At 72.2% G+C, this 25,591-nt stretch carries 22 protein-coding genes and 1 pseudogene; 14 read left to right on the top strand and 9 right to left on the bottom strand.

Annotated features, from left to right (window positions below; all coding sequences use genetic code 11):
• Positions 1 to 30: 30 nt before the first annotated feature.
• Together POL25_RS31040 and POL25_RS31045 are read right to left on the bottom strand one after the other, a co-directional pair.
• On the bottom strand, positions 31 to 741 hold the full coding sequence (locus tag POL25_RS31040; RefSeq protein ID WP_272089886.1) for an HvfC/BufC family peptide modification chaperone: 711 nt from the start codon (positions 739 to 741) through the stop codon (positions 31 to 33).
• Positions 741 to 1,565: an MbnB/TglH/ChrH family RiPP precursor modification enzyme gene (locus POL25_RS31045; protein ID WP_272089887.1), complete on the bottom strand. Its 825-nt coding sequence runs from the start codon at positions 1,563 to 1,565 to the stop codon at positions 741 to 743. The genes POL25_RS31040 and POL25_RS31045 overlap by 1 nt, the downstream gene beginning before the upstream one ends.
• Positions 1,566 to 1,922: 357 nt before the next feature.
• Between POL25_RS31045 and POL25_RS31050 the strand changes: the two genes are divergently transcribed.
• Positions 1,923 to 2,624: a hypothetical protein gene (locus POL25_RS31050; RefSeq protein WP_272089888.1), complete on the top strand. Its 702-nt coding sequence runs from the start codon at positions 1,923 to 1,925 to the stop codon at positions 2,622 to 2,624.
• A 124-nt stretch (positions 2,625 to 2,748) separates the two neighbouring features.
• Here the strand turns inward: POL25_RS31050 and POL25_RS31055 are convergent, their stop codons facing one another.
• Positions 2,749 to 3,162 (bottom strand): DUF488 domain-containing protein, encoded by a 414-nt coding sequence (locus POL25_RS31055; protein ID WP_272089889.1) that lies wholly within the window; start codon positions 3,160 to 3,162, stop codon positions 2,749 to 2,751.
• Positions 3,163 to 3,251: 89 nt separating this feature from the next.
• On the opposite strand from POL25_RS31055, the gene POL25_RS31060 reads away from it, so the two are divergent.
• On the top strand, positions 3,252 to 4,403 hold the full coding sequence (locus tag POL25_RS31060) for a hypothetical protein (protein ID WP_272089890.1): 1,152 nt from the start codon (positions 3,252 to 3,254) through the stop codon (positions 4,401 to 4,403).
• A gap of 113 nt (positions 4,404 to 4,516) precedes the next feature.
• Here the strand turns inward: POL25_RS31060 and POL25_RS31065 are convergent, their stop codons facing one another.
• A complete protein-coding gene (locus POL25_RS31065) occupies positions 4,517 to 5,530 on the bottom strand; it encodes a metallophosphoesterase (protein ID WP_272089891.1) in 1,014 nt (337 codons plus the stop codon).
• A gap of 133 nt (positions 5,531 to 5,663) precedes the next feature.
• Between POL25_RS31065 and POL25_RS31070 the strand changes: the two genes are divergently transcribed.
• The 7 genes from POL25_RS31070 to POL25_RS31100 all read left to right on the top strand — a co-directional run bounded on the left by POL25_RS31070 (position 5,664) and on the right by POL25_RS31100 (position 11,854).
• On the top strand, positions 5,664 to 6,647 hold the full coding sequence (locus POL25_RS31070) for a hypothetical protein (protein ID WP_272089892.1): 984 nt from the start codon (positions 5,664 to 5,666) through the stop codon (positions 6,645 to 6,647).
• Between the two features lie 90 nt (positions 6,648 to 6,737).
• A complete protein-coding gene (locus POL25_RS31075; protein WP_272089893.1) occupies positions 6,738 to 6,995 on the top strand; it encodes a hypothetical protein in 258 nt (85 codons plus the stop codon).
• Positions 6,996 to 7,278: 283 nt separating this feature from the next.
• Positions 7,279 to 7,506 carry a hypothetical protein gene (locus POL25_RS31080; RefSeq protein WP_272089894.1) on the top strand — a complete coding sequence of 76 codons (228 nt, stop codon included), beginning with the start codon at positions 7,279 to 7,281 and terminating at the stop codon, positions 7,504 to 7,506.
• Positions 7,507 to 7,735: 229 nt separating this feature from the next.
• Positions 7,736 to 8,065, top strand: coding sequence for a hypothetical protein (locus POL25_RS31085; RefSeq protein WP_272089895.1), 330 nt, complete (start codon positions 7,736 to 7,738; stop codon positions 8,063 to 8,065).
• 168 nt (positions 8,066 to 8,233) lie between these two features.
• The gene (locus tag POL25_RS31090; RefSeq protein WP_272089896.1) at positions 8,234 to 9,349 is read left to right on the top strand and encodes a ligase-associated DNA damage response exonuclease; all 1,116 of its coding nucleotides are present in this window, start codon (positions 8,234 to 8,236) and stop codon (positions 9,347 to 9,349) included.
• Positions 9,350 to 9,452: 103 nt separating this feature from the next.
• On the top strand, positions 9,453 to 11,039 hold the full coding sequence (locus tag POL25_RS31095) for an ATP-dependent DNA ligase (protein WP_272089897.1): 1,587 nt from the start codon (positions 9,453 to 9,455) through the stop codon (positions 11,037 to 11,039).
• A gap of 305 nt (positions 11,040 to 11,344) precedes the next feature.
• Positions 11,345 to 11,854: an OmpA family protein gene (locus POL25_RS31100; RefSeq protein ID WP_272089898.1), complete on the top strand. Its 510-nt coding sequence runs from the start codon at positions 11,345 to 11,347 to the stop codon at positions 11,852 to 11,854.
• 10 nt (positions 11,855 to 11,864) lie between these two features.
• On the opposite strand, the gene POL25_RS31105 is transcribed toward POL25_RS31100, so the two are convergent.
• Positions 11,865 to 12,749, bottom strand: a complete 885-nt coding sequence (locus POL25_RS31105; protein ID WP_272089899.1) for a LysR family transcriptional regulator — start codon at positions 12,747 to 12,749, stop codon at positions 11,865 to 11,867.
• A 65-nt stretch (positions 12,750 to 12,814) separates the two neighbouring features.
• Here POL25_RS31105 and POL25_RS31110 point away from each other — a divergent pair.
• The 4 genes and pseudogenes from POL25_RS31110 to xth all read left to right on the top strand — a co-directional run.
• Positions 12,815 to 13,744: pseudogene (locus POL25_RS31110) on the top strand (alpha/beta hydrolase family protein); the annotation flags it as partial.
• 396 nt (positions 13,745 to 14,140) lie between these two features.
• A complete protein-coding gene (locus POL25_RS31115) occupies positions 14,141 to 14,731 on the top strand; it encodes a hypothetical protein (RefSeq protein ID WP_272089900.1) in 591 nt (196 codons plus the stop codon).
• 10 nt (positions 14,732 to 14,741) lie between these two features.
• The gene (locus POL25_RS31120) at positions 14,742 to 15,587 is read left to right on the top strand and encodes a sulfotransferase family protein (protein WP_272089901.1); all 846 of its coding nucleotides are present in this window, start codon (positions 14,742 to 14,744) and stop codon (positions 15,585 to 15,587) included.
• Positions 15,588 to 15,775: 188 nt separating this feature from the next.
• Positions 15,776 to 16,582 carry an exodeoxyribonuclease III gene (gene xth, locus POL25_RS31125; RefSeq protein WP_272089902.1) on the top strand — a complete coding sequence of 269 codons (807 nt, stop codon included), beginning with the start codon at positions 15,776 to 15,778 and terminating at the stop codon, positions 16,580 to 16,582.
• Between the two features lie 182 nt (positions 16,583 to 16,764).
• On the opposite strand, the gene POL25_RS31130 is transcribed toward xth, so the two are convergent.
• The 3 genes from POL25_RS31130 to POL25_RS31140 form a co-directional block, all read right to left on the bottom strand.
• The gene (locus tag POL25_RS31130; protein WP_272089903.1) at positions 16,765 to 17,145 is read right to left on the bottom strand and encodes a hypothetical protein; all 381 of its coding nucleotides are present in this window, start codon (positions 17,143 to 17,145) and stop codon (positions 16,765 to 16,767) included.
• A gap of 269 nt (positions 17,146 to 17,414) precedes the next feature.
• Entirely contained in the window at positions 17,415 to 21,440 is a 4,026-nt protein-coding gene (locus POL25_RS31135; protein WP_272089904.1) for a chemotaxis protein CheB, read from the bottom strand.
• Between the two features lie 339 nt (positions 21,441 to 21,779).
• A complete protein-coding gene (locus tag POL25_RS31140) occupies positions 21,780 to 23,240 on the bottom strand; it encodes a sigma 54-interacting transcriptional regulator (protein ID WP_272089905.1) in 1,461 nt (486 codons plus the stop codon).
• 111 nt (positions 23,241 to 23,351) lie between these two features.
• Here POL25_RS31140 and POL25_RS31145 point away from each other — a divergent pair, with 111 nt between their 5' ends.
• Positions 23,352 to 24,536 carry a cytochrome P450 gene (locus tag POL25_RS31145; protein WP_272089906.1) on the top strand — a complete coding sequence of 395 codons (1,185 nt, stop codon included), beginning with the start codon at positions 23,352 to 23,354 and terminating at the stop codon, positions 24,534 to 24,536.
• A gap of 49 nt (positions 24,537 to 24,585) precedes the next feature.
• On the opposite strand, the gene POL25_RS31150 is transcribed toward POL25_RS31145, so the two are convergent.
• Positions 24,586 to 25,479: a hypothetical protein gene (locus POL25_RS31150; RefSeq protein WP_272089907.1), complete on the bottom strand. Its 894-nt coding sequence runs from the start codon at positions 25,477 to 25,479 to the stop codon at positions 24,586 to 24,588.
• Positions 25,480 to 25,591: the final 112 nt, after the last annotated feature.

The following is a 25,591-nucleotide window of genomic DNA, read 5'->3' on the forward strand; positions in this document are numbered from 1 at the left end:
GTCCTCTGCGACATGCTTCCGAGGACATGCTCATCGGGACATGTCCTCGTGAGCATGTCCTGATCGCGCCCCGACGAAGATCCCCGCCGCCAGCAGATCCTCCACCACCTCGTCCGCGCCCCACGGCTCCGGCGCGCCGGCCAGCGCCGCCTCGATCGCCGCCAGCTCCTCGTCGATCGGCGTCGCCCGGCAGGCGTCGAGCTCGCCGTCTCGCCACACCACCGTCGCCGTCTCGCCGCGCACAGGCTCGGCCGCCCACGCCTCCTCGCCGAGCCAAGCCGCCACGTCCCACGACCCGCGCAGCACCACCACCGACCTCGCCGCTCGCAGCGGCCCCTCCGCGCTGTCGCGCGGGTCATCCGGCCCGCTCTCGGCCCGCCACGTCGCCCACTCGAGCGCCGCCAGCTCCCCGAGCCACGCTGGCGACCCCGCCTGCCGGGCCACGAACTCGCCGAACCCCGCGGCGTTCTCGTTGAGCTCGAAGCTCTGCGCCGGCCGCTCGTGGAAATAAGCCTCGACCCACGCCGCCCACCGCGCCTCGCCCACGCGCACCATCACGGCCTCCCGCGTGCCCGCGTGGATGACGTCGATCGCGTCGCGCCGCAGCTTGCGGCACATCTCCGCGTACACCTGCAGCCCCTCGGCTGCCCCCTCGATCGCCAGCGACTTCGCCACCGTCGCCGCGTCCGCCGTCCCCTCGATCAGCGGCTGCAGCGTCGAGAACAAGCCCGCCAGCCGCATCACAGCCCCTCCAGCGCCAGCGCCGACTCGCGGCGGGCCCGCGCCACCTCGGCCAGCAGCACCTCGACCGGCGGAAGATCGGTCTCCCACTCGACGATCGTCGGGATCGCCCGCCCCGCCTTGCGGATCGTCCAGCGATACAGCGACCACACCGCCTCCGGCACCGGCCCCGTGTGATCGTCGATCAGCAGCGACCCGCGCGGCCGATGCCCCGCCACGTGGATCTCCCGCACCCGCGCCAGCGGCAGCGCGTCCACATAGGCCTCCGGCGCCAGCCCGTGGTTGTGCGCATTGACGAGGACATTGCCGATGTCGAGCAGCAGCCCGCAGTCGGCCTCCTCGATCACCGTTCGCACGAACACCGGCTCCGCCAGCGCGTCGTCGGGCAGGCGCGCGTACGTGGCCACGTTCTCGAGCACCAGCTCTCGGCCGAGCCGCGCCTGTACCGCCTGCACCCGCCCCACCACGTGCGCCGCCGCCTCCTCGCTGTGCGGCAACGGCAGGAGCGCGTGCGTGTAGCCGCCGCCGATCCGCCCGAAGCACAGGTGGTCGCTCCACCACTCGAGACCCAGCCCCGCGACCGCGCGGAGGAGCTCGTCGTCGAGCGGTTCGGGCCCGCCGACCGACAGCGAGATGCTGTGACCGACAGCGGGCCAGCGCTCGCGACACGCGTCGAAGATCCGCCGCCGCCGCCCGCCGAAGCGGGCCCAGTTCTCCGGCATCACCTCGATGAAGTCGAGCGCCGGCTCGGCGGCCAGCAGCGCCTCTGCATATTCGTGCAGCAGCAACACCCCGACCCCGCCGTCCGCGATCGTCCCTTTCATCGCAGTCTCACCAATGCCCATACCGCGAGCCGAGCCCGCGACAGCCAACAATCCGGGGTGGGTTCAATCGGCCCTCCTCGCCCGCAGCGAGCCGCCCAGGCGCGAGGAGGGCCCGTATTTCCCCGGCGCGCCGATGCGGCCCGCCGGGCGCGAACCGGCGCGGCGCTAGCCCTTGCAGCTGCCCGCGCGCACGTTCGTCTTGACCTTCACCCCACCCTTGACACCCTTTTTCTTCTGCATTCAAAAGCCTCCTGTAAAAGCCATTTTTAAAGCTAGCCGAGCCCCTCCGCACCGTCAAGGCGCGCCGGCGCACGATTCACGGCCGCATCCGCGCCGCGGCTGGTATCGTCATAGTCGATGCCCGCCTTCGTCGTCTCGCTGCGCGAGCCCAATTACGGCAGCCCCGTCGCCGCCGAAGTCGTCGGCGACGTCGCTGTGGTCGCCGTCGCCAGCGCATGGGGAGCGTGGACCGGACTCGAGGCCGAGCAGCCCGCCGTCCTCGGCGCCCAGACCTCGCTCGCCGCCGACGCGCGCGCCGGCGCGACCGACTGGCGAGCCGCGCTGGTGCGAGCATTCGCTGGCGCCTCCGCGCACATCAGCCGCCTGCCCCCGCCCGAAGACCCCGAGTGGGCCCCGCTCACCTCGCTGACCTGCGCCGTCGTCACGCCCGCGCAGATCTTCGTCGGCTGGCTCGGCGGCGTCACGGCCTGCGTGCTCGACGATCGTCGCCTCGCCCGCGAGTCAGAGCCGCACACGCTCATCCGCCAGCTGCTCGCCGAGGGCCACAAGACCGCGGCGCTGGGCGGCATGGCCCTCAGCCTCGGCCACATCATCGTCCGCAGCGTCGGCCCCGCGGGCCACCCCGCCCCCGCGCCCGAGCTCGTCGAGTGGCCGCCGCTGCAGCCCGGTCAACGCCTGCTGTTGACCCCGCGGGCCACCGTCGCCGCGCTGCGCGGCAGCTTGCCGCTCGCGCAACTCGGCGGCGATCCATGGCTGCACGCCGCCGTCTCGACGTGCGACGAGATCGGCCACCGGATCGGCGCCCTCGTCGAACCATGAATCCATGCGTCCCATCGGTCTCCAAGGACATGTCTCGAGAGACACATCAATCGCTCACGCGTGAGCCCGACCGTAAACTCTGTCTCCAAGGACATGTCCCGAGAGACAATCTTAAAAAAAGGACTCATTCACCGGTCGCTTCGAGCAGCAGCTCGCGCAGCATCGTCCGGTGGCAGCGATCCGCGTCGAAGCACGCGCTCGAGCACAGCAGCGTGATCGTCTCGCCCGCGGCCACCCGCTCCGCCAGCGCCAGCACCTGCGCGTGCGCCGGCTCGTGCCGCATCTCGCTGCGGTAGCGCCGGCGGAACATGCGATCGCTGATGGGAGCCTGCTGCTTGCCATGGAACGCCGCCAGCAGCTCCGGGCTCGGGCTCACCTCCTTGATCCACTCGTCCCACGTCTCGTCCTCGTGCCGGACCCCGCGCGGTCGGTAGCGGCACACCAGGATCCGCGTGCCCTCGCCCCGGTGCGCGCGATCGTTCCACCGCCGTGTGTGGATCTCCCCGGCCCTGCCCCGCATGTCGAGCGCCGCCGTCATCGCTTCACCATGGCACGCCGGCGCTCAGGCGCCGATCAAAACCACCTCGCTTGCGGCTCGCCCCTCCGCTTGTCACCCTCTCCTGGCTCATGCGGTCGACCTCGCTCGCGCTGCTCGCCCTCGTCCTCGCCGCCCCCCGGCTCGCCCACGCGGCAGCGCGCTGCGAGCTGACGGGCTCGCCCGCGCTCCTCGGACGGATCGTCGGCGACGATCGCCTCGCCGGCGCGCTCGACGTCCGCCGCGGCGCCGCGATCGAGGTCCACCTGGTCGCGCCCGGCCGCCTCGACGGCAAGCCCGTCCTGTTCGCCGACACCGGCGCCGCCCGTCACGTCTCGTGGTCCGGGTCCGGCTGTCCCAAAGCGCAGGTCCGATGGCGCCGCGTCGAGCCGCGCATGCAGCACATCACCACCCCCGCGCCCAACGCCGCGATCGCCATCTACGCCAACGCCGTGGTGTTCGGGCCCACCCACGGCACCTGGCTCGGCCACGACCACCTCGAGTACTTCGAGACCGCGCAGCCGGCCGGCGACGACCTGTGGACCTTCACCGTCCGCGACGCCCGGCCCAGCGAGCCCGCCCTCGCCGACGCCCGCCTGCCCGAGTACCGCGACCTCGGCACCATGCGCCTCGCCGCCACGATCACCGGCCCCGACGCTCGCGCCCGCGCCACCCCTGACGCCGATGATGCTCCGCGCGGGCAGATCGGCGACGACGTGTTCCGCTACAGCGTGCGCAGCGGCGACGGCCTGTTCGGCTGGCTCACCTCCTACTTCAACGTCCCCTACGTGTTCGGCAGCGCCGGCGTCGGCGCGCGCAGCCAGGCCGAGCGCCGCGTCGGCGTCGACTGTGCCGATCTCATCGTCGCCGGCCTGCGCCGCGCCGGCCGCCCCGACCTCGCCTACTCGAGCGTCGGCGGCCTCGTCCGTTCGCTCGAGCGCGTCACCGAACCACTCGAGGTCCACGCCCGCGGCGACGCCCTCGACCCCGCCATCTACGCCCCGCGCCCCGGCGACATCCTCGCCCTCGACTATGTGAACAGCGCCGCGCTCCCGCGCCCGTGGGACCACATCGTCGTGCTCGCCGTCGACCGGGGCCCCGGCGGCGGTCCGGCTGACGGCCGCCTCGGCCCCGACGACCTCGTCGCCGACATCGGCGACGCCCAGGGCCTCAAGTTCGCCCCGCTCGGCGACCAGGGCGACGTCCGCGTCCTCGTCCTGCGCGCCCGCGGCGTCGAAGGCTGACGCCACGACCGAGTCGAGGCTCTCTTCACCCATGTCCCAAAGAACATGTCCTCCGGAAAATGCCCTTCAAGACATGTCTTGAAGAACATTCCCCGAAGGACATCCCGAGATCCTCACACAGGGTCGCTCGCCAGCGTCACCCCGAGCGCCGAGCCCAGCGCCAGCAGTTGCCGCGGCGACGCGCAGCCCAGGTGCTCCGGCGACAGCTTCCCTGCTCGCCGGCGCAGCAGCCACGACCCGGCCGGGTGGGCGGCAGCCGCCCTTCCGAACTCCTCCCCGGCCGTCTCGGCGATCCGTGCCACCTCCGCGTCGAGCCGCTCGCGCAATTGCGGCAGCGCCCCGCGCAGCGTCGTCAGCCAATGCTGCACCTGGTCGAGCACCGCCCCGTCGAGCTCCGGATCGCGGAGCGAGCGGACCTTCTTCTCGATCTGCTCGAACGTCATCGTCTGCCACGGCAGCGTGCGCAGCACCGGCGCTTGCCACTCGCCGCGCACCCGCGCCCAGTGATCGGCGCGCGCCGGCACCGACACTAGTTTAAACTGCGGCAGCAAGAGCCCCGTCAGCCGCATCCCGTGGCACACCCCGGTGTCGATGCCGAAGATCCGGTCGCGCAGCACCAGCGGCTCCGGTCCGACCACCGCGTGCCCGAACACCACCGGCTTGTCGTCGTCATAAAACTCGTACCAGGGCCGCTCGCCGAAGCGCTCACGCAGCCGCGCCTCGCCCGACGTCGTGCCCGCGCGCACGTCCTCCGGCACCTCGTCGAGCGGCACCCCGGGGAACAGCCCCCAGTGGACCACCCGCACGTCGTCGCGCTCCCAGTGGTACGGCAGCGTCGCCATCCAGCCGACGTGGTCCGCGTAATCGGCCCCGAGCTGCAGCTTCGCCACCTGCTGCGAATACGAAAGCACCCCGCGGATGTGCTTGCGCTCGTGGTTGCCGCACAGCGCCAGCGAGTGCGGCCGGCTGCGAAACAGCTCGACCACCGAGCTCGGGTCGGGCCCGCGGTCGACCAGGTCGCCGACGCTGACCACCAGGTCGTCGTCGCCGATCGCCGCCACGTCGAGGAGGTCGAGCAATTCGGCGTAACAGCCGTGAATGTCGCCGATGATGAGCGTGGACTGCATGACACCTTCTCCTTCGGCGCGCGCCGATGCGCTCGACGCCGCCCGCGCGCCGCGGATCTCCGCGCGCGCCAGATCGCACCAACTGCGCGGCGAACCCCGTCGCCGCGTCGCGTCCGGGTATAAAGGGCACCCCGTGGCCGCGCGAGGACAAAATTCCGGACAACCCACGTGGGCCGTCTATCTCGACGGTCTGGTCGAGGAGCACGGCTCGCTCGCCGCCGTCGCCGAGCGCATGGCCGCGCTCCACGGCTGGCGCGAGGACGTCGAGAGCATCACCCGCGCCCTCCGTCGCCTGCGCCTGCGCGGCAGCCTGCCCGGCGGCAAGTGGGGCGACCGGCTGCTGCGCACCTTCGGTCTGCCGGCCAGCGTCGACGCCCGCCTGCGCTTCATGGGCAGCTATCACTCGCGCTTCGTCGACCTGCCCGTGTCGCTGTGCACCGACCTCGTGCAGCTGTGGGACCGCCCGCCCACCAGCGAGAGCCGCGGCGGACGCCTGTGGCTCTCGCTCGCGCGCGCCACTCTGGCCCTGCGCGCCCGCCATCCCGACGAGGCCGCCACCCACCTCGCCACCGCCAAACCTCTCGCCACCGACGACCCCGCGGCGCAGATCGAGCTGGCCCTCTCCGAATCACTGCTCGACAGCCGCGCGCGCCCGACCTCCGCCTCGGCCGCGCTGGCCCACGTACCCGAGCTCTTGCGATCGCTGACCGGGCCTGACGCCGACTGCCTGCGCGCCCGCTACGTCGGTCAGGTCAGCCACGCGCTCAATCACGCTGGCGACATCGACGGCGCCGAGGCCCTGCATTTCGCCCTGCCCGACGCCGCCACCACCCACCCCTTCGCCCGCAGCCGCCGCGCCAACGGCCTCGCCTACGCCCGCTTTCGCCACGGCGACCTCGCGGCCGCCCGCGAGCACGCCCGCCTCGCCGCCCGTCACGCCGGCGACGCCGGCCACGTCCGCCTGCGCGCCATGGCCCTCCTCATGGTCGTGCGCGTCACCCACGGCACCCCCGAGGCCGCCGAGTCCCTCGCCCGCGCCCGCGCGATCGCCCACGCCCTCGAGGACGCGACCTTGCTGTCCCGCTGCGACGCCGCCGAGCGCGGCCGCCTGCCCTGATCGCCGCATTCCCTGCGACTGCCACCATTCCACCGACCTCTTGCTTATTTTCTCCCCAAGCTCGCCTGCAAACGCGGCATCCTCCCGATCATGACCACCCCGCGAACGCTCCTCCTCGCCCTCGCCGGCCTCCTCGGCGCCTGCGCCGGCAAGTCGAACCCTCCGCCCGCCGACAACCCCGGCGGGGTGGCCTGCACCATGGAAGCCAAGGTCTGCCCGGACGGCAGCGCCGTCGGCCGCACCGGCCCGAACTGCGAGTTCGCCCCCTGCCCCGGCCCCGCCGGCGAATCGCCCGAGAGCGAGACCCCGCCGCCCGCCGAGCCGCCGAACCCGCCGCCGTCGCCCTGACCGGGTAGCGCCCGAACGCATGGACATGTCCCAAAGAACATGCTCCATGCGACATGAGACACAACTGTAGCGATGGCTCGCCAGGACATGTCCAACAGGACATGTCCAACAGGACACGGGTCGAGCAAGCAATCCCGCTCACCTGTCCCTCCGAGCAGGTCCTCGAGGCCATGCAAACGAACTCGCGCGCCAACACCCTCGTCGCCCACCGGCCTCGACCGTGCCGCGCTCCGCTGAAAATGCCTACCCAACGGCCGGCGGACGGGGCATCGTCACCGCGGTCATGAACACCACGCGCACGCTCCTCTTCATCGTCGCCGGCCTCGTCGGCGCCTGCAAGTCGGACAAGCCCCCCGCCGAAGATCCCGGCGCCCCCAAGGCCTGCACCAAGGAGGCCAAGGTCTGCCCCGACGGCAGCACCGTCGGCCGCACCGGCCCCGATTGTGAATTCGCCGCGTGCCCCGAGGGCAGCGAGACCCCCGAGACGCCCGAAGAGCCGCCCACGCCCTGAGCCCCTCTAATCCGGTGCGCGCGGGCGGGCGACCCAACTGCTCGCGTCCTCGGTGCACACGCGACGAGCCCGCAGCGCCCGCCGCCCGCTTCACGCATAGTGGCGGCCCCCGCGGCCGGCTGCGCGCTCGCAGCCGCCGCCGCTCGCCGGCCCACCGCTCCCCGCTCTCACGCCACCGCGGCCCGCCCGGCCCCCGATCGGCCCACACCGTGCCGACCGAGGTTGTCCCGTGAAGCCGACCCTGCCTCTCTCCTGCGCCCTCACGGCGCTCCTGGCCGCCGCGCCCGCCCTCGCCTATTTCGTCTGCCCGGACGAGCGCGCCTCCCCGCCCGAGACCGAGCCCGCCTCGTTCGGCGTCACCAATCACAGCCCCGCCGACGTCTACCTCTTCTGGCTCGACGCTGACGGCCAGCGCCAGTTCCAGGCCACCATCTACGCGGGCGGCTATCACCTGCAGCAGACCTGGTTCGGCCACGTGTGGGTCGCCACCACCGTCTACGAGGATTGCCTCGCCACCTTCGTCGGCGAGCTCGACCACGTCGACTACGACGTCTGGTGATTCCGCCGCCGAGTCATCACCTGTCTCTCCGGACATGGGATCAACGCCGAGCCCGCCACGCATTCTCCGCCGTCGCGCCCCTGCTCCGTCGCTCGCGCGAAATCAAGCCCGCCCCGGCGCCCCCCGCGAGCGGGCCCGCCCCCGCGCGCTACGCTGCCACGCACCGCCATGCGCGACCCACTCGTCGAGCTCACCGAGCGCGGCCTCTACTGCCGCGCGGGCGACTTCTACATCGACCCCTGGCAGCCGGTCGACCGCGCCGTCGTCACCCACGCCCACAGCGACCACGCCATCGGCGAATGTGCGCACTACCTCACCGCGGCGCCCGGCCGTGACCTCCTTGCCATGCGCGTCGGCGACGGCGCCGCCATCCAGCCGCTCGCTTACGGCGAAGCGATCGTCCACCACGGCGTCGGCGTCTCGCTGCACCCGGCCGGTCACATCCTCGGCTCGGCCCAGGTCCGGCTCGAGCACCACGGCGAGGTGTGGGTCGTGTCCGGCGATTACAAGCTGAGCCCCGACCCCACCTGCGCCGCCTTCGAGGCGGTGCGCTGCCACTGCTTCATCAGCGAATCGACCTTCGGCCTGCCGATCTTCCGCTGGGCCCCGCCGGCCGCCACCATGCACGACGTCGCCGCCTGGTGGCGCGCCAATCAACAGAGCGGCCGCACCTCGCTGCTGCTGTGTTACGCGCTCGGCAAGGCCCAGCGCCTGCTCGCCGGCCTCGACCCCGAGATCGGCCCGATCTACGTGCACGGCGCCGTCGAGCGCTGCAACGCCGTCTATCGGGCCGGCGGCGTGCGCCTGCCCGCGGCCCCGCCGGTGCTCGAGGCGGCCCGCAGCGCCGAGTTCGAGCGCGCCCTGATCCTCGCCCCACCTTCCGCCCAGGGCACCCCGTGGACCCGCCGGTTCAAGCGTCCGGTCCGCGGTTTCGCCTCCGGCTGGATGCAGATCCGTGGCACCCGTCGGCGCAAGGTGGTCGACCGCGGCTTCGTCCTGTCCGACCACGCCGACTGGCCCGAGCTGCTGGCCGCGATCGCCGGCACCGGGGCCGAGCGCGTGCTGGTCACCCACGGCTACGCCCAGGCGCTGGCCCGCCACCTTTGCGAGCGCGGCCTCGACGCCCAGCCGCTCGCCACCCGCTTCGTCGGCGAAGCCGGCGGCGAGGAGGTTTTGCCCGCACCCGAGCCCACGGACGCGAGCGACCCCCCGGAGGATGAGCCCGCGGAGGATGAACTTTCGGACATGTCCGAACCACCAGCCTCCGAGGAGACCGCACCATGACCTCCGCGCCTCATCATCCTGTCCTCGGAGACATGCTCGAAGCGACATATCATCATTGTCCCGAGCGCCATTTTAATAATGACCCTCTCCGGGGCTCCGCGTCATGAGATCGTTCGCCGCGCTCTACGCCGCCCTCGACGAGACCACCCGCACCAGCGAGAAGGTCGCGGCGATGCGCGCCTACCTGGCCGCCGCGCCGCCCGAGGACGCCGCCTGGGCCGTCTATTTCCTGATCGGTCGCAAGCCGCGGCAGGCCGTCGGCGCCCGCAAGCTGCGGACGTGGGTCAGCGAGGCCGCCGGCGTGTCCGAGTGGCTGTTCGAGGAGTGTCACGAGGCCGTCGGTGACATCGCCGAGACCGCCGCCCTGCTGCTCCCTCCGCCCTCGCGCACCACCGAGCAGCCGCTGCACCGGTGGGTCCACGATCGCCTGCTCCCGCTCGCCGGCAAGGACGAGGCCGCCCAGCGGGCCGACCTGCGGGCCGCCTGGGACGAGCTCGACCGCAACGAGCGGCTCGTCTTCCACAAGCTGATCACCGGGGCCTTCCGCGTCGGCGTGTCGCAGCGGCTCGTCATCGCCGCCCTCGCCGAGCTCGGCGAGCTCGCCCCGGCCACCGTCGCCCACCGGCTCATGGGCGACTGGCAGCCCTCCGCCGCCCAGTTCCGCGGCCTCGTCGCCGCCGAGTCCGACCAGCCGAGCGCCTCGCGGCCCTACCCGTTCCTGCTCGCGCACGCGCTCGAGGGCGAGCCCGCCGAGCTCGGCCCGCGCGACGCCTGGCAGGCCGAGTGGAAATACGACGGCATCCGGGCCCAGGTCGTCCGCCGCGGCGGCCAGCTGTTCGTGTGGTCGCGCGGCGAGGAGCTGATCGGCGAGCGCTTCCCCGAGCTCGCCGCCGCCGCCGGTCGCCTGGCCGAAGGGACAGTTTTGGACGGCGAGCTCTTGCCGTGGAAGGACGGCGAGCTCCTGCCGTTCGCCGAGCTGCAGCGGCGGATCGGCCGCAAGAACCTGTCGCGCACGATCCTCGCCGAGGTCCCCGTCACCTTCCTCGCCTTTGACGCGCTCGAGGCCGGCGGTCGCGACCTGCGCGAGCGCCCGCTCGCCGAGCGCCGCCCGATCCTCGAGCAATTGCTGGCCCCGCTCGCCGGCGAGGTCCTGCGCGTGTCGCCGGTCGTCACCGCCGCCACCTGGCAGGAGCTCGCCGCCCTGCGCCAGGACAGCCGCGCCCGCGGCGTCGAGGGCCTGATGCTCAAGCGCCGGGCCGCGCCCTACGGCGTCGGCCGCGTGCGCGGCGACTGGTGGAAATGGAAGCTCGACCCGCTCGTCGTCGACGCCGTGCTGGTCTACGCCCAGTCGGGCTCCGGCCGCCGCGCCAGCCTGTTCACCGACTACACCTTCGCCGTGTGGCAGGACGGCGCCCTGGTCCCGTTCTGCAAGGCCTACTCCGGCCTCACCGACGCCGAGCTGACCGAAGTCGACCGCTTCGTCCGCGCCCACACGCTCGAGCGCTTCGGCCCGGTCCGCAGCGTCACCCCCGAGCTGGTGTTCGAGATCGGCTTCGAGGGCATCGCCCGCTCGCGCCGCCACAAGTCCGGCGTCGCCGTCCGCTTCCCGCGGATCCTCCGCTGGCGCCGCGACAAGCAGCCCGTCGACGCCGACCACATCGACGCCCTCGAGGCCCTGCTCGGCGCCTGATCCGCCGGTCTCGAATCACAAGAGTGCGTCCAATTGACGCATCCATATGTCGCCGCGGATAGGGTCGTGAAGATCCGGAATGATCTATCCGCTGCGGAAACCGGATTCCGTCACCGGCATTCTGTCATGATGGACAGAAGGCCGCCCAAACCCGCGCCTTCGCCCGATTCACCGCGATCTGGCGCCCCACCGTGCGGCGCTCTGCACATTCCCTGATTGCGGTCCGCGCGGACCCATGCGACGAAGCCCCCCCGCGCTCCGTCGAATGGCGTGAGCCGGACTTTTCCGTCAGGAGACATACGAACATGAAGCCCGGAATCCTCTCGATCCTCTGCCTCGTGAGCGCCGGCCTCGCGTGCAAGCCCGCGATCCCCGCCGAGCCCCCGCCCGAGCCCGCCACCGTCGCCGAGGACGAGCCCGCGCCCGCGCCGACCGCCGTCGTCGACCCCTCGGACGTGCACATCGAGGGCGACCACCTCGTCATCGACCGTCACATCAACTTCGCGTTCGACAAGAGCGAGATCCTCGCCGACTCCTTCGATTTGCTCGACCACGTCGCGCAGCTGCTGAAGAACCACCCGGAGATCGCCAAGCTCCACATCATCGGCCACACCGACAGCGCCGGCGGCGCCGACCACAATCAAAAGCTCTCCGACGCGCGCGCCAAGGCCGTCCTGGAGGCCCTGCGCAGCCGCGGCGCGACCCAGACGATGGACGCCGTCGGCAAGGGCGAATCGCAGCACCTGTGCAGCGAGGACACCGAGGATTGCCATCAAAAGAACCGCCGCGTCGAGTTCTTGATCGAGGCCGGCTGAGCGCGCCCGGTTAATCGAGCGCGTCCTCGGCGACCTCGTCGAGCCAGTCGACCACCGCGCGGATCTTCGGCACCTCGGCCAGCGCCTCCGGCACCACGCGCCACAGCGCGCGCTCCATCGGCGGCGCGTCGCGGTCGAGGCGGACCAGCTCCGGGTGACTCTCGGCCGCGGCCATTGTCATCACCCCGAGCCCGACCCCCGCGCGCACCAGCGCGTACGAGGTCGGCACGCTGCCGGTCGCCGCCGCCACCCGCCCGTGCGGCACCAGGGCCCGCATCCATCGCATCTCCGCCAGCCGGCTGTCGGGCGGCCCGAGGATCACCAGCTCGGCCTCGGCCGCCGGCGGCAGCGGGTCGAGCCCGTGGCGCTCGACGTAGCTGCGCAGCCCGTACAGCCCGAGCGACACCTGGGCCAGCCGCCGCACCCGCACCCCCGCCTCGGTCGGCCGCACCACCCGCACCGCGACGTCGGCCTGCCCCGCCGCCAGGTCGAGCACCTGCTCGGTGCAGCGCAGGTCGAGCACCAGCTCCGGGTGCCGCTCGCGCAGCAGCGGCAGCTTCGGCGCCAAAAACGACGAGGCGATGTAGTCGAGCGTCGTCAGCCGCACCGTGCCGACGGCCCGCTCGGACGCGGCCTCGAGGTCGCGGGCGAGCTCGCGCACCTCGGTGGCCATGCGCCCGGCCGCGTCGACGACCCGCCGCCCCGCCTCGGTCAGCCGCCAGCCCTCGGCGTCGCGCACGAACAGGGCGGCCCCGACAGCGGCCTCGAGCGCGGAGATCCGGCGACTGATGGTCGTGGGATCGAGCCTCAGCGCCCGCCCGGCCTCGCCGAGCGAGACGTGCCGCGCGAGCGCGAGGGCGATCCGGAGGTCGCGCCAGTCGAGGAGGTGCTGCATGGATGCAGTTCGGGACTGCATGATACTGCGTTGGCGCAGCCGCCGGTAGCCCGTACGGTTCACGGGCCTCGGAGGTCCCCATGCCGTCGGAAGACATCACCCTCAAAGCGCTCGACGGGCGCCCGCTCGCCGCCACCCTCCACGCCCCGCGCGAGGCCCCGCAGGCGGTTTTGGTCGTGCTCGGCGCCCTCGGCGTCCCGCGCCGCTACTACGCCGCCCTGGCCGCCTGGCTGGCCGAGCGCGAGGTCGCGGTCCTGACCCTCGACTACCGCGGCGTCGGCGGCTCGCGCTCGGTCCCGCTGCGCCAGGACCCGGCGGTGCTGCTCGACTGGGCCCGCCTCGACGCCGCCGCCGCGATCGACCTCGCGCGCGAGCGCTTCCCCGGGCTGCCGGTCTGGGGCCTCGGCCACAGCTTCGGCGGCCAGGCGTTCGGCCTCACGGCCCGCGCGCTCGACCTGGCCGGCATCTTCGTGGTCGCCGCCGGCTCGGGCGACATGTCGCTGTATCCGAGCGGCCAGCGCCAGAGCTTCAAGGTCCGCCTCGGCCTCGCCACCAACGTCATCGCCGCCCTGTTCGGCTACGTGCCCGGCCGCCTCGGCCTCGGCGAGGACCTGCCCGCCGGCGTCGTCCGCCAGTGGGCCCGCTGGTGCGAAACCCCCGATTACGCCCGCGGCGCCCTCGGCACCGAGTCGACCTTCTATCACCGCATCGCCGCGCCGATGTGGTTCTACGAATTCACCGACGACAGCTACGCCCCCGCCCGCGCCGCCGCGGCCCTGCGTGGCTGGTACAGCCGCGCGGACTCCCACCATCGCGCGATCTCCCCCGCCGACCTCGGCCTGCGCCGCGTCGGCCACTTCGGCCCGTTCCGCCCCGGCCCGCCCGAGCGCCTGTGGGACGAATGGCTCGGCGTGATCACCGGCGAGGCCCGCCCGGTGCTGTCGACCGACGATTACAAGGACTCCGCGGCAGCCCGCGCGACCCCGAACGCGTGATCGCCAGCGGTCCCTCGGGACATGTCCGTTCGCGCATGTCCTGAAGACCCTCGAGAGACGGACCGCCACCGCATCGATCCGCCTCGGGACATGTCCGTTCGCGCATGTCCTGAAGACCCTCGAGAGACGGACCGCCGCGTCGTTTCACATGTCCCGAAGGACATCGACTTCGCCGCCGATCTCCGCGTGACCCGGCCGCTTTCCTCGCGCACCGCGATCACGACATGTCCTTCGAGACATCCCGCTGCCGCCCGTCGCCGCGCGTGAGCCGGTGCGGGGCCGCGGGGCCGCGGCCCGCCCTGGCCCGTCCAGCCGCGAATCAGGCCCCTGCGGCCCGCCCATGCGGACGCCCGCGCCCTCGCGGCCGCCTCGCAACTCGACTACGATGGCCGGGCGATGGACACCCACCGCTTGCGCAACCTGACCTTCCTGATGTCGCTCGGCGGCCTCTCGGCCGCGTGCTTCAGCGACAACGGCCCGCACGAGGGCGCCAGCGGGCCGGGTGACACCACCGGCGGCACCACCAGCGACCCCGGCACCACCGGCGACCCCGGCACCACCGGCGACCCCGACACCACCACCACGACCTCCGGCGCCGACGAGACCACCGGCACCACCGCGCCCGCGACCGCCACCACCGGGCCCGACACCACCACCGACGCCGCCACCACCGACCTCGAGACCACCTCGACCACGGATCCCGGGCCCGACACCGTCGTGTGCATGCAATACGTCGCCACGTACATCGGCTGCTACCCGCGGCTGGTCCAGTACCTCGACGCGATGGTCACGGACTGCGAGATGGTCATCACCCAGGGCCACGAGATCGACGGCCCCATGTGCAGCGACACGTACGCGGAGCTCTACGCCTGCCTGGGGGCGCTCGACTGCCAGCAGCTCGCGTTCGAGTTCGAACACTCGTTCCACTGCGCGATCCAGCGCGAGCTGATCGACCAGTTCTGCCCGGAGACCGGCAAGGACTTCTGAGGCGCCACCCATGCTGTTCGTCTCCGGCACCAAGCGCAGCGGCACCTCGATGTGGATGCAGGTCCTGCGGGCCGCCGGCTTCCCGGTGCTCGGCGAGGCCTTTCCGCGCGGCTTCACCGAGGCGCTCCACCAGGCCAACCCGGCCGGCTTCTTCGAGTCGATCCTCCGCCACGGGGTCTACTTCCGCACCAACCCCCACCCGGTCACCGGCGAGTACTTCCTGCCCGAGCAGGTCGAGGGCTACGTCGTCAAGGTGTTCGTGCCCGGCGTCATCCGCAGCGAGCGCGCCTACATCAGCCATCTCGTCGCCAACGTCCGCGAGTGGCGCGAGTACGAGGCCTCGGTCCTGCGCCTCTACCAGCTCGAGCGCGACGGCATGGCCGCGGCCGGCCAACCTGTCCCCGAGGACAGCGTCTACTTCCCGCCGGCCTACGAGTGGTGGATGGAGAACTTCGCCCTGGTCCGCGACATCAGCCTGCGCCGCTACCCGGCCCGCCTGATGACCTACGACCAGGTCCTCGACGACCCGGTCGGCACCCTCACCGGCGTGCTCGCCTGGCTCGGCCGCGGCGACCTGGCCGCGGCCCTGCCGACCATCCAGCCGGCCTATCGCACCCAGACCCGCCCGAGCTCCGACAGCGTCCCGCCCGCGCTGGCCCGCGTGTTCGACGACCTCTACGCCGGCGTCGCCGCCCAAAAACCATTCCCCGAGTCGCTGCTGCGCGACCTCAACGCGACCAACCGCGCGCTGCTGCCCGAGCTGACGGAGATCCAGCACCGCGTAGCCGTGGCCCAGTCGCGCTCGCCAAAAGGCCCGGCGCCGACCCGCCCCGCCGGCCTGCCCGACCTCGATTGATACATGGCCGATCCGACATGTCCATTTCGACATGTCGTCTTGACCATGCCCTTGAGGACATGTCCGTTCCGCCACCTCGGCGACGCCCTCCGCCCGCGCGCCGGTGATGCTCGCCTTCGCGCATGTCTGCGCGCGGTCGAGGCCGGTTGCGGCCGCGCGCGACGGCGGTCAAGCTCGGTCCACCCTCGATGTCCGCGCTGAAGCTCGCCACCTACAACATCAACGGCATCCGCTCGCGCCTGCCGATCTTGCTGCAATGGCTGGCCAAAGAGCAGCCGGACATCGTGTGCCTGCAGGAGCTCAAGGCGGTCGACGCCGACTTCCCGGTCGCCGAGCTGCGCAAGGCCGGCTACGGCGCCCTGTGGCACGGCCAGCGCTCGTGGAACGGCGTGGCGATCCTGGCGCGCGACGGCATGCCGCTCGAGAGCCGCCGCGGCCTGCCCGGCGACCCCGACGACACCCAGAGCCGCTACCTCGAGGCCGCCGTGCACGGCGTGCTCGTCGGCTGCCTCTACCTGCCCAACGGCAACCCGCAGCCGGGCCCCAAGTTCGACTACAAGCTGGCCTGGTTCGACCGCCTGATCGCCCACGCCGCCACCCTCTGCAACGCCGGCATCCCCGCCGTGCTCGCCGGGGACTTCAACGTCGTGCCGACCGACGCCGACATCTACAACCCCAAGTCGTGGCGCAAGGACGCCCTGCTGCAGCCCGAGAGCCGGGCCCGCTACGACCGCCTGCTGGCGCAGGGCTGGCTCGACAGCCTGCGCCACCTCCACCCCGACCAGCCGATGTACACGTTCTGGGACTACTTCCGCCAGCACTGGCAGCGCGACGCCGGCCTCCGCATCGACCACCTGCTCCTCAACGCCGAGCTCGCCCCGCGCCTCCAGACCGCCGGCGTCGACCGCTGGGTCCGCGACCTCGAGAGCACCAGCGACCACGCGCCGACGTGGATCACCTTCACCGGCTACGCGGTGCCCGCCGACGACGACTGAGCGGCCGCCCGCGAGGCGCTCCGCCACGTCCGTCAGCGACGCGCGCGCTCCGGCGCGGAGCGGCTTCACGTGTACGAGAGAACATGTCGTATTCGACATGACCTCAGGGACATGTCCTCATGGCCATATCCCTGAAGTCACCCGCCGGATTCGCCGCCGCGGCCGGCGGCGCCCGCGTCACCTCAGGGGACCACAGGAGGAGGCGGGGGGTTCGACGGGGGCGGCTGCGCCGCGTCGCTCCGGGCGATGTTGGCGATCCAGCCCTGGGCCGTGCGGATATAGACGACGCGCTGCTCGCAGCCCGAAACGCCGACCTGGGTGGCCCAATCATCGAAGAACATGCCGTTGCCGCCGACGGCGAGGACGGTGAGCGCGAGCTTCTCGGCGGGGCAGTTGAGGTCGAAGCTGGCTCGCTGGGCGATGGCTTGCCGGTCCTGTAACCACGGGTCAGGGTTGAGGGTAAAGCCGTCGACAGCCATGGTCGGGTCGGGGCTGTGGCGACAACCACCGAGGAGGGCGAGCGCCAGCGGGACGAAAAGGAGCGGACGAGGTAGGTGCATCATTGTCTCCGAGAGCAGCGGTCTGACGAGAAGGGACACCCGCGGACGTTCACGGCCGCGAAGGCCGACCCCGAAGATGTCCGATGAGGCAGCTTGGATTCTGGCACCCGGCCTCGCTCGCCGACCCTGCGCAAGGAATGATGAAGCTCACGCGTCGCGCGGCTGGGAGCCGAAATCGGATGCTGTGAAAGACATGTCTTGGCGGGTAGGAGGCGCTCGCCGGGACAACGAGCGCCGAGGGACACCGACGACCCAACCCCGCGGCAGCCGCGTCAGCCGGGCGCGTGCACCAGCGGCGAGTCGTGGATGATTCGCGCCAGCACCTCGGGGTCGACCGGCTTGATCAGGTGCATGTCGAAGCCCGCCCTCTCGACCTTCCTCTTGTCCGACTCGAGCCCGTGACCGGTCATGGCGATGATGAGGGCACCCGCGGTCGTCGAGGCGCCGCGCAGGATCCGACACACCTCGTAGCCGTCCATCGCGCCCGACAAGCTGAGGTCGCACAGGACTACGTCGGGAGGATCTGCGAGCGCCGCCTCCACGCCCGCTGCGCCCGAGCAGGCGACCGCCGCCACGTGGCCCCACATGTCGAGCAACATGCTGAGGCTCTGCGCGGCGTCCTCGTTGTCCTCGATCACCAGCACGCGCCGCCGGCCGTCGGGGTTGTCCGCCGGCGCCGGCGAGCCCGCGTCCTGCCCCTGAGGGGCCGACGCCGCGAGGGGCAGGCGGATCGCGACCTCCGTCCCACGCCCCGGGCCGCCGCTCGTGGCCGTGACCTCGCCGCCGTGCAGCTCGACCAGCGCCTTGACCAGCGAGAGGCCGAGGCCGAGGCCGCCGTGTCCGCGCGCGAGGTGGATATCGGACTGCGCGAACGGCTCGAAGGCGCGGGCCAGGGTCTCGGGGTCCATGCCGATGCCGGTGTCGCTCACCCGCACGAGCGCCGCGTCGCCCCGCCGTTCGACGACGACGGAGATCCGGCCGCCCGGGTCGGTGAACTTGAAGGCGTTGCCGAGGATGTTGCTGATGCACTGCGACAGCCGCACCGCGTCGCCGTCGACCGGGATCGCCTCGCGGGCGGTGAACTCGACGGTGACGTCGGCGCGGGCCGCCTCGCCGCGCAGGTCCTCGACCACCGTGTGGGCCACGGCGGCCAGGTCCTCGCGCCGCTTCTTGAGCAGGATCTTGCCGCTCGAGATGCGCGAGATGTCGAGCAAATCGTCGATCAGCCGGGCCATGTGCGCGGCCTGTCGCTCGATCATCCCCACCGCCCGCTGCATCTCGGGGGTGGCGGGCACCGTACGCTGCAGGTAATGCGTCGCGTTGCGGATCGGCGCCAGCGGGTTTCGCAGCTCGTGGCCCAGCAGCGCCAGGAACTCGGTCTTCCTCCGATTGGCCGCGTCGACCTCATGGAAGCGCTCCTGGCTCTCGCGGAGGGCCTGCCGGGTGCGCTCGTGCTCGGTGATGTCGCGGGCGATCCACGAGACCGCCGCCCGGCTGCCTTGCGTGTCGCGGATGGGCGAGAGGCTCGCCAGCACCCGCAGCGACGTCCCGTCTCTGCGCTGCAACATCGCCTCGACCGGCTGACTGCCTTCCCCGCGCAGGGCCGCCGCGAAGGCCGAGGCGAACGGCGACTCGCCGGAGGTGGCCAGGAAATCGATCCCCCGCCCCACCGCCTCGCGCGGGCCGTGACCGAACATCAGCTCGGCGCCGTGGTTCCAGGTCACGATCCCCGCGCGCTCGTCGAGCGCGACGATGGCGTCGTGGGACGACTCCACGATCGCCGCCAGCCGCCGCGCCGAGTCCCTGGCGGACTTCAGATCGGTGATGTCGACGAACGTGATCACCACGCCGACGGCCGCGCCGTCGACCGTGCGGTAGGGCTGGATCTGCTGCAGGTACCAGACATCCGCGTCCAGCCGGTGGACCTCGCGCTGCGACGGCGTCCGGGTCCGCAGCACCTGGTCGGCGTCGGCGACCAGATCGCCGCCGGTGAACCGCGGGACGATGTCGGTGATGTCGCGCCCGACGTCGCTGTCGATCAGCCGGAACAGCTGGCTGGCCTCGGGCGAGAAGCGCTTGATCGTGAGGTCGCTGGCCAGGAACACGGTGGCGATCCGGCTGCTGGCGAACAGGTTTTGCAGGTCGCCGTTGGCCTTGTCGAGCTCGTGGAGCTTGCGGCTCAGCTCGGCGTTGACGGTGTGGAGCTCCTCGTTGATCGATTGCAGCTCCTCCTTCGACGTCTGCAGCTCTTCGTTGGCCGACTGCAGCTCCTCGTTGGACGATTGCAGCTCCTCGTTGGTCGACTTGAGCTCCTCGTTGGCGACCTCGAGCTCCTCGACCGCCGTCTGCAGGCTCTCCCGGGTGCTGCGCAGCTCGCTCTCGAGCGCCACCGCGTGCGCGTCGCCGACGTCGGGGGCGCGGCCCTCGGCCTCGGCCTGCTCCGGGCTCAGGGAGGGGCCGGCCTCGTAGAAGAGCACCGCGTACAGATCGTTGTCCGCGCCGAGCTCGACCAGCGGGCGGACCACGATGTCGACCGGCAGGACGTGGCCGTCGACGGCGAGCGAGACGCCGCGCTGGACCCGCTCCTGGCGCCTGCTGGTGGCCTCGCGCAGCAGCACGTGCAAGTGGGGCCGGAGCGACTTGCCGGCCATCTCGAGCACGTTGATCCCGGCCGCCCCGGGCGCGAGCTCGAGGTACTTCCGCGTCTGCCCCGAGACGAACACGATCGCCCCGTCGCCGCGGACGATCACCGCCGGCGGCGCATACACGGCCAGGATGAGCCGCTCGAGCGTCCGCGTGAGGCTCTGATCTTGGCCCGCCGGCTCGCGGTTCTGCGGCCCCAAAGTGAGCCGGCGGCTGGAAGTCGTCGGCCTCTCGAGCGGGAACCGGACCGCGACCTTCGCCTCCCGGCGTTGAAAGATCCGCTGCTTCGAATCGATGGGGGTGAACAGCTCCGGGCAAGCCGTGACGTTCTCCGACGGACCGAGCAGCAGGAACCCGCGCGGGCGCAGGCCGTAGTGGAACAGCGGGAACACGGTCCGCTGGAGGTCGCTGTCGAGGTAGATCAGCACGTTCCGGCACGAGATCAGGTCGAGCCGCGAGAACGGCGGATCGCTGATGATGCTGTGCGTCGAGAACACGCACATGTCCCGGATCTCCTTGCGGATCTGCCAGCCCCCGTTCGCGCGGGGGACGAAGAAGCGCTCCAGCCGCTCCGAGGTGACGCGATCTGCGATCGTCTCCGGGTAGCGTCCGGCCCGCGCGGTCTCCAGGCCCTCGTCGTCGATGTCGGTGGCGAAGATCTTGGCGCCGCGGGCCTCCGTCGGCGACGCCTCCATCAGGAGCATGGCGATCGAGTAGGCCTCTTCACCGGTGGCGCAGCCGGGGACCCACACCCGCACGGGGTCGTCGGGCGCCCGGTCCGCGAGGATCTGCGGCAGGACCTCGCGGGCCAGCGCCTCGAACAGCTCGGGATCGCGGAAGAATTGGGTCACGCTGATCAGCAGATCCTGGAACAGCCGATCGACCTCCGCGGGCGTGTTCGCCACCAGCTCGACGTAATCCTCCAGCGAGCGCTGCTGCAGTACGTGCATTCGCCGGAGCACCCGCCGCTCCACCGTCGAGCGCTTGTAGCGGCTGAAGTCCCGCCCGGTCCTGCGGTGGATGAGCCCGCACAGCCGATTCATCAGCGGACCGTTCGCGCGCGCCCCGTTGGGGTCGGACGGGTCCGCGGCCGGACGGTCGCCGGTGCTGCGGATGTGCCCCGCGTACTCCAACATTTTGGCCGGCATCGCCTGGGCCGGCAGGACCCAATCGACCTGGCCCGCGTCGATCGCCGAGCGCGGCATCGTGTTGTACTTCGCCGACGCCAGCTCCTGCGCCATCGCCACCCCGCCGTGCTCCCGGATGGCCTTGAGGCCGAGGCTGCCGTCGTTGCCGGTCCCCGAGAGGACGACGCCGATCGCGTACTCCCCCCTCGCCTCCGCCAGCGAGCGGAAGAACGTGTCGATCAGGTTGGTGCGTTCGTCTCGCGCCTCGACCCGGAGAGCGCCGTCCACGAGGGTGAGGCTCCCGTTCGGCGGGATGACGTACACGTGGTTCGGCTCGACCCGCGCGCCGTCCTCGGCCGTGGTCACCGGCAGCTCCGTCCGCTTGGCGAGCAGCTCGGGCATGAGGCTCGGCAAGTGCGGGGCCAGGTGCGAGATGACGACGAAGGCCAGGCCCGGCGCGGGCGGCACGTGGTCGAAGAACTGCTCCAGCGCCTCGAGTCCGCCGGCGGAGGCGCCGATTCCGACCACGATGAGGGGAGCCGGACGTTCTTCTGAATCACCTGGGCCACTCGAATTCGGCATATACATTCTTCTCGAGTGGGCTCGCCGTGTGCGCGGCAGGTGAACCCGTCCCCTTAGCACGCAGGGCTCACCTGGCGCAATCGAGGGACCCGCCCACGATCGAGAGTAGCCCGAGGAACAGCGTCCTTCACCTCGGCGGACCGCCCGCGCGCAAAGTCAGCGGTAGGTCCTCGGAGCGCACCCTCCGGGCCGCCATCAACCCGGGTCGACCGTATCGCGCCGCGCATCGCCGCTGCTCCTCAGGCCGCTCGGTTCACCCAGCGGAGGCGGCCGCTCGCCCGGGCCTCAATCCCGCCGTCGCAGCCGCCGGTACAGCGTCGAAGCGCTGATCCCGAGCTCGGCCGCCGCGCGCTGCTGATGCCCCCCGTGGCGCCCCAGCGCCGCCGCGATCGCCGAGCGCTCGAGCTGCTGCAGCGAGCCTGCGCGCGCCGCCTGCGGACCCTCGATGTCGTCGGGCAGGTCGGCCGCCGCCACCTCCGGCCCCTCCGCCAGCGCCGCCGCCCGCTCCATCGCGTTCTCCAGCTCGCGCACGTTGCCCGGCCACGCGTGGTGCAGCAGGCGCTCCGCCGCGTCTGTCCCGAGAGACATGTGATTTCGCCCCGCCCGCGCGCACGCGGCCGCCAGCAGCGCGCGCGCCAGCGGCAGGATGTCCTCGCGCCGGTCGGCCAGCGCCGGCAGCCGCAGCTCGACCACCCGCAGGCGATAATAGAGGTCGCGGCGGAAGCTGCCGTCTTCCACCGCGGCCGCCAGGTCGCGATGGGTCGCCGCGACCACCCGCGCGTGGATCGGTCGCGTTTGGTTCTCGCCGACCCGCCGCAGCTCCCGCTGCTGCAGCGCGCGCAGCAGCTTGACCTGCATGGCAGGCGGCATCTCGCCGACCTCGTCGAGGAACAGCGTGCCGCGGCCCGCCGCCTCGAGCAGGCCCACGCGGTCGCGCGACGCCCCGGTGAACGCCCCGCGCGCGTGCCCGAACAGCTCGCTCTCCAGCAGCGGCTCGGGGATCGCCCCGCAATGCAGCGCCAAAAACGGCCCCGCCGCGCGGCTCGAGCCGGCGTGGATGAAGCGCGCCAGCCGGTCCTTGCCCGTGCCGCTGGCCCCGAGCAGCAGCACGTTGCTGTCGACCGCCGCCACCCGCCGCGCCAGCTCGAGCACCCGCCGCATCGCCGGGCTGCGCGTGTCCCATGCGTCCACCGGCGCGCTCGCGACTGCCATCTCCGCGACCCCCGGTCGCGCGATGAAGCGACACGCCCCGTCGCCGCGGCCGACGCAGCGGTCCTCGCTCACCACGATCTCGCGCTGCTCCACGCAGCTCAAATATCCGCTGGCGAACCCCGCCAGCGTCCAGCACACCGGCTCCTCCGCCTGTCCGCAGTGCAGCAGGTGCTGCTCGGCCTCGTACGAGTCCGCGACCGTCGCCCCCTCCGGCGTCATCGGGCTCGCGCCCGGCGACAGCCGCAGCATCCCTTGCAAGATGCCCAGACGTCCGCCCGCGTCGCGGATCGCGTGCGCGCTGTCCCACTCGAAGCGCCCGCGCATCGCCTCCGCCGCGCGTCGCCCCTGCACCTGCCCGAAGCGCGTCAGCACCTCGCGCGCCCCCGCCAGCCCGAGCGACCCGAGCAGCTCGCGGCGCAGCGAGCCCAGGGCCACCGCGTCGACGATGACCGCGCGGTGCCCCGCGAACTGCAGCGCCCCGACCTCCGCGTCGGCGGTCAGGAGCCCTTCGATGTCGAGATCTTCGGCGCGCATGGTCCGGTCATTGTGACCGAACGCGAGCGGTCAAACCGACCGAAGTCCTGCGCGCCCCCCGGGCAAGTCGTTGAAATCAGTGCCGGCACGCGACCTGCGAAGGGGCGGCGCATGCGAACCAGCATCGACATCCTCGCCCCCGAATTCCGCGCCGACCCCTACCCCCATTACGCCGTCTTGCGACGCGACGCCCCCGTGTGCCTGGCCGAGCCTGCTGGCGTGTGGCTCGTCAGTCGGCACGACGAGGTCATGACCGTGCTCCGCGACCCCGCGCGGTTCTCCTCGCAGGGCTTTCGCGCCGTGTGGGAGCCGCCGTGGCTCGACTACAACCCGCTCGCGCGCTCGATCCTGGCGATGGACGCCCCGGGCCACACCCGCCTGCGCGCGCTCGCCAGCCGCTCGCTCGGCCCGCGCGCCGTCGCCCACCTGGGGCCCGCCATCCACGCTCGCGCCGACCAACTGCTCGCCGGGCTCGCAGGTGAAGTCGACCTCGTCAGCGCCTACGCCGCCCCGCTGCCGGCCTTCGTCATCGCCACCCTGCTCGGCCTCGACGAGGCCCTCGGCGACCGTTTCAAGCGCTGGGCCGACGACTTTTTATCCGTCACCCCCGAGCCCCTCGACGCCGCCCACGCCGCCCGGGTGCGGGCCACCATCGCCGAGAGCTCCGCCTACCTCACCGCCGTGATCGCCGATCGCCGACGCGCCCCGATCGACGACACCGTCAGCGAATTGGTGAGCGCCGAGCTCGACGGCCAGCGCCTCGGCGACGCCGAGATCCTCGAATTCATGATCGCCATCCTGCTCGGCGGCCTCGAGACCACCACCCACCTGATCGCCACCTCGGCCCTGTTCCTCGCCGCTCGCCCCGACCTGTGGTCGCGCCTGCGGGGCGAGCCCGCGCTGGTCCCCGCGTTCGTCGAGGAGATGCTGCGCTTCGACGGCCCCAGCCAATCGCTGCCCCGCTTCACCACCTGCGACCTCACCCTCGCCGGTGTCGACATTCCCGCTCGCTCGCTGGTGCTCGCATTGGTCGGCGCTGCCGGCCGCGACGAGCGGCGCTTCGCCGACCCCGACCGCTTCGACCTCGACCGCCGCAGCGCCGGCGCCCTGAACTTCGGCCACGGCGTTCACTTCTGCCTCGGCGCCGCCCTCGCCCGCATGGAGGCCCAGATCGCCGTCTCCGCCCTCCTCCAGCGCTTCGCCCGGATCGATCGGCTGCCCGGCCCGATCGCCTGCAACCGCACCATGACCGTGCGCGGCCCCGTCTCCGCCCCCCTGCGCCTCCACCCCGCCTGATCGCCCGGGACGCGAATGCTCCGTGTCGCCGACCCTTCGCTCCGCTCTCTCACCACGGCAGCCCGGTCAGCTCGCCGTCGCGGCCGATCACCCGGTACGTCGTCGCCGCGGCCGCCGTCATCACCACCGCGTTGCCTGACAGCAACAACACATCGTGAAGGCGTTCGCCGCCCTCGGGCGCCCCGAGCGTCATCGTCAGCCCCAGCCACGCGATCAGGCGCACGAACGGGTACGCCATCGCCAGCCCGAGCAGCTGGCGACGGCCGACCTCGTCCGAATCGGCCAGCGCCGCCATGACCCCGATCAGCGCCGACGCCACGAAGTTGCGGGTCGGCCCGCCGAAATCCACGTCGATCATCGGCCCGCCGACCAGCGCCCCCGTCAGCGCCGCCGACAGCAGCGTCAGCACCAGCGCGAGCGCCAGCACCCGCAGCGCCTGCAGCATCAGCGCGCGCCGCCGCGCCGCCACCCCCAGCGCCGCGCTCAGCACCAGCGGCGAAAACGGCGTGAAGATCAGCGCCCCCACGGCCAGCAGCGTATCCGCCTTGAGCATCGCGTAGGCCAACAGCGCCGCCGACACGCACGTGCGCGCCACCAGGCTGGCCGTCACGTGGCAATGGCGCCACAGATCGTGATGCACGTCGGTGAGCGGCACCCCCGCGGGCACCGTCACGCGCTGCGCCGACTCCTCGTCGACCAGCGCCAGCACCTCGTGGGCCGAGAACCGAACCGTGCGACGGTCGAACAGCGGCGAGCACAGCAGGGCGCGCAGGAACTCGCGGATCTTCGGCGTCGACGACTTCACCGTCATCTCCTCCGCCGGCTCCTCGCGGCCCAGAACCCGCACCTCGTGCACGCTCGCCTCGGCGATCCCCGCCGCGCGTGCCAGCGTGAACACGGCCTCCGCAGCGCCGGGCGGCAGGGTCAGACGGATCTCCCGCATCCCGGGCCAGGATGGCGCAGCCGCTCCGGACCGCCAGCCCGCCCGCCCAGCGCCCCCGCGGCCGCGCCTCGCCGCGACCGCCGTCAAACGGCGCAGGCCTCGCCACCCCGAC

The sequence above is a fragment of the Nannocystis bainbridge genome (assembly GCF_028368995.1).
Classification (GTDB): domain Bacteria; phylum Myxococcota_A; class Polyangia; order Nannocystales; family Nannocystaceae; genus Nannocystis; species Nannocystis bainbridge.

What these genes read in the sequence shown, in the direction of transcription:
- POL25_RS31095 (WP_272089897.1), top strand. Translation starts at nt 9,453, where the DNA reads ATGAGATCGTTCGCCGCGCTCTACGCCGCCCTCGACGAGACCACCCGC.
- xth (WP_272089902.1), top strand. Translation starts at nt 15,776, where the DNA reads ATGTCCGCGCTGAAGCTCGCCACCTACAACATCAACGGCATCCGCTCG.
- POL25_RS31050 (WP_272089888.1), top strand. Translation starts at nt 1,923, where the DNA reads ATGCCCGCCTTCGTCGTCTCGCTGCGCGAGCCCAATTACGGCAGCCCC.
- POL25_RS31060 (WP_272089890.1), top strand. Translation starts at nt 3,252, where the DNA reads ATGCGGTCGACCTCGCTCGCGCTGCTCGCCCTCGTCCTCGCCGCCCCC.
- POL25_RS31140 (WP_272089905.1), bottom strand. Translation starts at nt 23,240, where the DNA reads ATGCGCGCCGAAGATCTCGACATCGAAGGGCTCCTGACCGCCGACGCG.
- POL25_RS31075 (WP_272089893.1), top strand. Translation starts at nt 6,738, where the DNA reads ATGACCACCCCGCGAACGCTCCTCCTCGCCCTCGCCGGCCTCCTCGGC.
- POL25_RS31105 (WP_272089899.1), bottom strand. Translation starts at nt 12,749, where the DNA reads ATGCAGCACCTCCTCGACTGGCGCGACCTCCGGATCGCCCTCGCGCTC.
- POL25_RS31065 (WP_272089891.1), bottom strand. Translation starts at nt 5,530, where the DNA reads ATGCAGTCCACGCTCATCATCGGCGACATTCACGGCTGTTACGCCGAA.
- POL25_RS31040 (WP_272089886.1), bottom strand. Translation starts at nt 741, where the DNA reads ATGCGGCTGGCGGGCTTGTTCTCGACGCTGCAGCCGCTGATCGAGGGG.
- POL25_RS31055 (WP_272089889.1), bottom strand. Translation starts at nt 3,162, where the DNA reads ATGACGGCGGCGCTCGACATGCGGGGCAGGGCCGGGGAGATCCACACA.
- POL25_RS31145 (WP_272089906.1), top strand. Translation starts at nt 23,352, where the DNA reads ATGCGAACCAGCATCGACATCCTCGCCCCCGAATTCCGCGCCGACCCC.
- POL25_RS31130 (WP_272089903.1), bottom strand. Translation starts at nt 17,145, where the DNA reads ATGATGCACCTACCTCGTCCGCTCCTTTTCGTCCCGCTGGCGCTCGCC.
- POL25_RS31045 (WP_272089887.1), bottom strand. Translation starts at nt 1,565, where the DNA reads ATGAAAGGGACGATCGCGGACGGCGGGGTCGGGGTGTTGCTGCTGCAC.
- POL25_RS31100 (WP_272089898.1), top strand. Translation starts at nt 11,345, where the DNA reads ATGAAGCCCGGAATCCTCTCGATCCTCTGCCTCGTGAGCGCCGGCCTC.
- POL25_RS31150 (WP_272089907.1), bottom strand. Translation starts at nt 25,479, where the DNA reads ATGCGGGAGATCCGTCTGACCCTGCCGCCCGGCGCTGCGGAGGCCGTG.
- POL25_RS31120 (WP_272089901.1), top strand. Translation starts at nt 14,742, where the DNA reads ATGCTGTTCGTCTCCGGCACCAAGCGCAGCGGCACCTCGATGTGGATG.
- POL25_RS31115 (WP_272089900.1), top strand. Translation starts at nt 14,141, where the DNA reads ATGGACACCCACCGCTTGCGCAACCTGACCTTCCTGATGTCGCTCGGC.
- POL25_RS31090 (WP_272089896.1), top strand. Translation starts at nt 8,234, where the DNA reads ATGCGCGACCCACTCGTCGAGCTCACCGAGCGCGGCCTCTACTGCCGC.
- POL25_RS31080 (WP_272089894.1), top strand. Translation starts at nt 7,279, where the DNA reads ATGAACACCACGCGCACGCTCCTCTTCATCGTCGCCGGCCTCGTCGGC.